Raw genomic sequence first — 6,316 nt, 5'->3', positions numbered from 1 at the left:
TTGTTTCATCATTAAATGCTGTATATAGATACATTTTTTTCATTTGACCCAGTTTATAGGCGCACACGTGCGGAGAGTTTATGGAACTGTGCTAAAGTGTTGGATAAAATGACGAATAAATTTATCGCAACCACATGAAGAGAAGGCGGTGTGTAATCGCAAATATCTGATTTTATTGGTAGCGGGGGTGGGATTCGAACCCACGGCCTCCGGGTTATGAGCCCGACGAGCTACCAGACTGCTCTACCCCGCGTTATTTACAACTATTTACTTGAATGAACACTCTACGCAACGAAAGCGATTATTCACTTAGTATATCAGTCTACATCCAACTGTCAAGAATAAAAACTTTGATGAATACGTCATAAGCTTAATAGAACAAAAAATCTTTCCATTTTTCCTGATTTTTTTGGTACAATAAATACTTAGATACAATATTATTAAAATAGAAGAAAAGGATCTCAGGTTGGGCTTCTGCACATTACATCTTAAAAATAGACTTTCACAGCATAAGGAATCATTTTTGAACCGCTCTCGAAACACGATAGCGTGGAAAACTACATGAAGATACTGATTGTCGGAGGCGGTGGACGGGAACACGCCCTCGTTTGGAAAATAGCGCAATCGCCTATGGTAAAAAAGGTATTTTGCGCACCCGGGAATCCGGGAATTGCTGAAATTGCTGAATGCGTAGATATTGATGCGGAAAACATCGATGGCCTTTACAATTTTGCGCTGAAACATAAAATAGACCTGACCGTCGTTGGCCCGGAAGACGCATTGATAGCCGGGATCGTCGATCGTTTTCGGGAAGGGCATCTGCAAATATTCGGCTCAACCAAACGAGCATCAGCAATTGAGGGAAGCAAGGTCTTTGCAAAGACCCTGATGAGAAAACACGGTATCCCCACGGCAGATTTCAAGGTCTTTGAAGATATAAAACAGGCAAAAAAGCATATGACAACGTGCGAATTCCCCTTGGTTATTAAGGCCGACGGCCTGGCAAAGGGGAAAGGGGTATTTATCTGTAAAACACCCGAAGAAGCCAACAAACATCTCGATGATATCATGAGGGATAAAATCTTCGGACATGCGGGAGACAGGGTTGTTGTCGAAGAATTTCTTTCCGGAGAAGAAGTTTCAATCCTTGCAATTACGGATGGAAATACCCTTCTTCCTTTATCATCGGTACAGGATCATAAAGCAGCGTACGATGGAGACAAAGGGCCCAACACGGGCGGCATGGGTGCATACTCACCCGTTCCATTAATTACCGAGCAATTGCAGTTTTCTATTGAAGAAAACATCCTGGTACCTGTTATTCATGCCATGAAGAGGGAGAATCGTCCTTACACGGGTGTTATTTATGCAGGTCTCATCATCACCAGCACAGGACCAAAGGTACTCGAGTTTAATGCCAGATTTGGTGACCCCGAAACACAAGTTCTTCTCATGCGGATGAAAAGTGATTTAGTCCCGATCCTTTTATCAGCCGAAAAGAATACCCTTGAGAACGCAGGAATTGAATGGAATGACGGTACCTCATTATGCGTCGTTATGGCATCAAAAGGTTATCCTGATTTATACGAAAAAGGCTTTCCCATTTCCGGCCTTGAGACAACAAGAAAACTAACCCACGTCCAGGTTTTTCATGCAGGAACATCCATGAAAGACGGGAAAATTGTCACTAACGGCGGTCGCGTCCTGGGAGTCACAACACTAGGAAAAGATCTGCAGGAGGCACAGCAGGCAGCTTACGGGGCGATTGAAAAACTGTCATTCGCAGGCGCTCACTACAGAAGAGATATTGGTGGAAAGGCCATGCACCGAAAAAATTAGCGAAATGAAACCCATCTCCAAAAACTCTTTTTATTTTTTTATAAGCATGTTTTTTTCCCACCATATTCTATTTTCATCGTTTGCCGACAGCCGGGACAAGGTACTTTGGGAGAAGAGATACGAAACGGAAGCTTATATCCTCGGAAAGGAACCTGTGGAATTTCTTAAAGAGCACATCGGGCTTTTACCCAGGGGAAAAGCGCTGGATCTGGCAATGGGCGAGGGCCGCAATGCTGTATTCCTAGCAAAGCATGGCTTTGAGGTAGACGGCTGTGATATTTCCGAGCACGCCGTAAAAAAAGCCAGGAAGCTGGCCGCGGAGAATCATGCTACCATTCATGCCTTTATTGCAGATTTAGAGACGTATCAATTACCCAAAGATACATATGATGTAATTGCATGCTTTTACTATCTGCAGCGCGATCTTGTACCACAGATGAAGGCAGCACTGAAACCAGGTGGAATGATTATTTACGAGACCTACACCACAGAAAACCGGGAACGCGGATTCAAAGGGCCGAAAGAAGAGGAATATTTATTGCAACCCAACGAACTATTGCGCCTTTTCGAAGATCTGAAGATTGTTTATTACCGGGAGCTTGTTTTGGATAATAAGAAGGCCATTGCGAGCCTGATTGCAAAGAAATGAGGATAGCGTTTACTGCGGATTTTTACGGAATGATGTAGTAAACCCTTTACGATTCTATGTCGTTCTTACAAAATGTTACTGATAAGCAACGCGAGGCAATTACCCATGTCGAAGGCCCCCTCCTGGTTGTAGCAGGTGCGGGAAGTGGGAAAACCCGCGTCATCACTCGTCGTATCGGCTATCTGATATCGCAGGGGATAAAACCCTACGACATTCTGGCTATTACGTTTACCAACAAGGCAGCCAACGAGATGGATGAGCGGATAAAGCAGTTTTCTTCTCACAAAGGATTGTGGGTCTCTACGTTCCACAAGATGTGCGCACGAATGCTGAGAAGCACCATTGACCGACTTGGATATTCAAGGGACTTCAGCATCTATGACACGACCGACCAACTAAACCGTGTCAAGTCCATTATGGCTGAGCTCCATCTGGATACAACCCAGTGGAAACCCCGTACGATTGTGAGCTCTATCAGCAACGCAAAAAACAAACTCATTGACCCCGCAACCTTTGCCTCAACCACTTCGGGTTATTACAACCACACCGTAGCCCAGATTTACAAAAAATACCAAACTCTGCTGAAGATGAACAACGCCCTGGATTTTGATGATCTTCTGATAAAAACCATAGAACTGTTTAAGACCCATCCTGATGTTTTGGAAATGTATCAGGACAAATTTAGGTTTATCCTCATTGACGAATATCAGGACACGAATTACTCCCAATATACCATCACACGGCTTCTGGCAAGCCGATACAGGAACATCTGCGTAACGGGCGATCCCGACCAGTCCATCTACGGCTGGCGTGGGGCAGATATCAGGAATATCATGGATTTTGAAAAGGACTACCCCGATGCCAAGGTGGTCTTTCTCGAGCAAAACTACCGTTCCACAAAACATATCCTGCATGCAGCTTCCAGCATCATTCAGCAGAACAAATACCGGAAACAGAAGCTTCTGTGGACAGAAAATGTGGAGGGAGAAAAACTCCAGGCGATCTCTTGCGAGAATGAACACGGAGAAGCCGACGAGATTGCAAAGGAAATAAAAGAACTTGCGAAGAAAGGTATCAGGTATTCGGACATAGCGTTATTTTATCGTACCAATGCACAGTCGCGCGTCCTGGAAATCTCGCTGAGAAACTCCGGCATTCCTTATACCATCATCGGGGGCGTTGAATTTTATCAAAGGAAGGAGATCAAAGACATCCTTTCCTATTTAAGGCTATGTATCAATCCTCACGATGAGGTGGCATTGGGACGCACGATCAACACCCCGGCACGTGGTATAGGAAATACGACGATGAAAAAACTGGAAGGTTGGGCTATAAATCATAACGCCACCCTCTTTGATACCATACGACAGATTGATGTAGTACCGGAAATTACGGGCAAAGCGGCCTTGTCAATCAAAAGATATTCCGAACTCATCTCTGGTTTTCAACAACTTCCCCGATCTCCGGTAGAAGATATTATCAAACAAGTGATTGAAAAAACGAACTATTTCGCCTATCTCCGGGAATCCGGAGAGGCAGAATCGAATGACCGCATTGCCAACGTGGAAGAACTGGTCAACGCCGCACATGAATATGATATCGGTTATTCTGAGGGGACGTTACAGGGATTTTTAGAAGAGGTGGCGCTCGTTTCCGACGTAGATGAGATGGAAGATACTGCCGAAGCTGTGACTCTTATGACACTCCATACGGCCAAGGGACTGGAATTCCCCGTTGTTTTTCTTACCGGCATGGAAGAGGGCTTATTGCCTCACTCAGAATCAAACGACTCGGATGACGAGATTGAGGAGGAAAGGAGGCTTTGTTACGTAGGTATTACACGGGCTATGAAGAAACTCTTCCTTACCCACGCCAGGCGCAGAATGCAATACGGGCAGACAAACCTCTGCCAGCCATCCAGGTTTTTGGATGAGATACCAGATGAAATTGTAGATAAGATTGACAGAACTAACAGGGAGTATTCTTATTATCCTTATAACAACACCAGCAGCAGTTTGGCGTACGATATATCGACAGCCTTTGATCCAGAGAAAAACACTGCAGGTACTCCGGTCGCTCCGGCAAGAGAAACCGCCTCGGCCTTTTCGTGCGGAGAGGTGGTAAGACACCCCCTTTTTGGAATTGGGCGGATCCTGGAGGTCTATGGCAGCAATGAAAAGGCAAGCGTCAAGGTAAGTTTTCATGTTGGCGGCACAAAGCATCTGATGCTGGCTTACGCAAAATTAGAACGAATAAAATAGAAAACCATGTAGTCAGCCAATTCGTGCGTAATCTCTTGCTAATAATGAGAAAAGGATCTCTCTTGAAATAAAGTTTTCACGACGAATACATCCCCAAACAGGATTCGGGAACGAACTGTCCTAAAACAGAGTGTCAAGCCATCGCATTCCTAAGCAATGGCTGAAAACAAACTGTGTCAGGAAAAAGACTTTATTAATTTGCAAGAAATAGTCCTATCACAAGCAAACTGAAAACTAAGATTAAGTAGACGGTGGGATTATTCTTACTGCTCTCGCAGAACCGAGGATGCGGAATTATTGCACGCCTATCCGATCTATTAAGAGCACCCCTTCATAGATTGCCAACATACTTGCCTCTATCTTTCCACTTAAACTACTTGCCAATTCAATCTCACCACTACCTCATTGACTTTGTTGATGATCTCCTCATCCAATAAACTTACCTTATCCTTGATACTCTGCCTTGAAAATCTCTTGCCCTCTCCAAATATTGTCTCTACCCCCAGTATCTGCCTGATTAGCTTAAGATGGTTGACGAAATCATCCAACCGATCGTAATCAGCATCCAACCCTAATCTCACTGCTGATAAGACCAGGATATACCACAATTTCATCCCGTATCTCCCCATCTTTTTTTTCTCCTTCAGTACCTTTTCCTCCAATATCCTGAATACCTCCGCGTTCAACTCCGGTGTGACATAGATGTGTTGCAATGCCCTCCGTGTCGGTGGGAGCTAGTCTCAGCTCTTTATTGGCAATTGTACTTCTGAAATGGATATAACCTCAAGCTTCTTCTGCTGCTCAAATCTCTTTCTCGTCTTCTATCGAATGTCCTTTGGCTGGTGTGTTAATGAATCGAATATTTGGAGTCTTTATATCCAGAATCCCTTTGTTCTCGCCTTATTTTAGCAAGCTTTGGAGTGTTCCGTTCAAACATTACATATGAGGCTGTTCGCGCTGGTTTTGTTGGTCAGGCATTAGAAAAAACATACTGGCTATACCGTATGTCGAAGAAGTAAGAGCACTGAAAGTTGCCGCCTCAACGGCTAAAACACCCAGTGATTTACTCAACATTCCAGATATATAATCAGCCATATTAACTGCTGCTAGCATATCAGACAAGACAGCCAACCATCTTCTGTCGAGAGATGAGGAAGAGGCGATAAAAGGACTCTTGCGCCGGTAGGGAAAAAGTTCATTGAAGAATTGGTTTTCCGAAGGTGGTTCAATACGAAATATTGGTGGAGTTTTGGCCCAACGAAAGTTAACTCGCTCTATTATTTCCGCACTGAGGGTTGCTGGCAAATCTTATGAGTGGCTTCATTCTGAAACAAATACATGGATACCCATGTCAGAGTACGATGCAGGAATTGGGATCTTTTGCAAAAGGATTCCGTTGGAAAAAAGACAACGAAAGCAGTACTGTGGCCTTTAATTTAGTCGTTCCAATCGTTGGTAATAATATTGATTTGTGGTAACTATTCAGCGTACTTTCGCTCACAAACCCTATGAGTGAACAAAATATTGATTCTGTAATCCCGAAGGGATGTCATTATTATAGCATATC

At 44.0% G+C, this 6,316-nt stretch carries 5 protein-coding genes, 1 tRNA gene and 1 pseudogene; 4 read left to right on the top strand and 3 right to left on the bottom strand.

Annotated elements, in window-relative coordinates; genetic code table 11:
• Nucleotides 1-176: 176 nt before the first annotated feature.
• A tRNA-Met gene (locus BIY37_RS04605) sits at nt 177-253 on the bottom strand.
• Nucleotides 254-561: 308 nt separating this feature from the next.
• On the opposite strand from BIY37_RS04605, the gene purD reads away from it, so the two are divergent.
• From purD to BIY37_RS04590, 3 genes are all read left to right on the top strand, one after another.
• Nucleotides 562-1,839, top strand: coding sequence for a phosphoribosylamine--glycine ligase (gene purD / locus BIY37_RS04600; RefSeq protein ID WP_070066660.1), 1,278 nt, complete (start codon nt 562-564; stop codon nt 1,837-1,839).
• A 154-nt stretch (nt 1,840-1,993) separates the two neighbouring features.
• A complete protein-coding gene (locus tag BIY37_RS04595) occupies nt 1,994-2,488 on the top strand; it encodes a class I SAM-dependent methyltransferase (protein WP_230402439.1) in 495 nt (164 codons plus the stop codon).
• A 56-nt stretch (nt 2,489-2,544) separates the two neighbouring features.
• On the top strand, nt 2,545-4,749 hold the full coding sequence (locus tag BIY37_RS04590) for an ATP-dependent helicase (RefSeq protein WP_070066658.1): 2,205 nt from the start codon (nt 2,545-2,547) through the stop codon (nt 4,747-4,749).
• Between the two features lie 389 nt (nt 4,750-5,138).
• Here the strand turns inward: BIY37_RS04590 and BIY37_RS04585 are convergent.
• Both BIY37_RS04585 and BIY37_RS14460 read right to left on the bottom strand, forming a co-directional pair.
• Nucleotides 5,139-5,528: pseudogene (locus BIY37_RS04585) on the bottom strand (ISNCY-like element ISCku10 family transposase); the annotation flags it as partial.
• A gap of 157 nt (nt 5,529-5,685) precedes the next feature.
• A complete protein-coding gene (locus BIY37_RS14460; RefSeq protein WP_230402438.1) occupies nt 5,686-6,054 on the bottom strand; it encodes a hypothetical protein in 369 nt (122 codons plus the stop codon).
• Between BIY37_RS14460 and BIY37_RS14280 the strand changes: the two genes are divergently transcribed.
• The gene (locus BIY37_RS14280; RefSeq protein WP_070066656.1) at nt 5,948-6,184 is read left to right on the top strand and encodes an AvaI/BsoBI family type II restriction endonuclease; all 237 of its coding nucleotides are present in this window, start codon (nt 5,948-5,950) and stop codon (nt 6,182-6,184) included. The two genes, BIY37_RS14460 and BIY37_RS14280, sit on opposite strands and share 107 nt — an antisense overlap.
• The last annotated feature ends 132 nt before the right edge of the window (nt 6,185-6,316 follow it).

It is taken from the genome of Candidatus Brocadia sapporoensis, from assembly GCF_001753675.2.
In the GTDB taxonomy this organism is placed as follows: Bacteria; Planctomycetota; Brocadiia; order Brocadiales; family Brocadiaceae; genus Brocadia; species Brocadia sapporoensis.
This window is presented reverse-complemented; position numbering and strand designations above follow the sequence as displayed.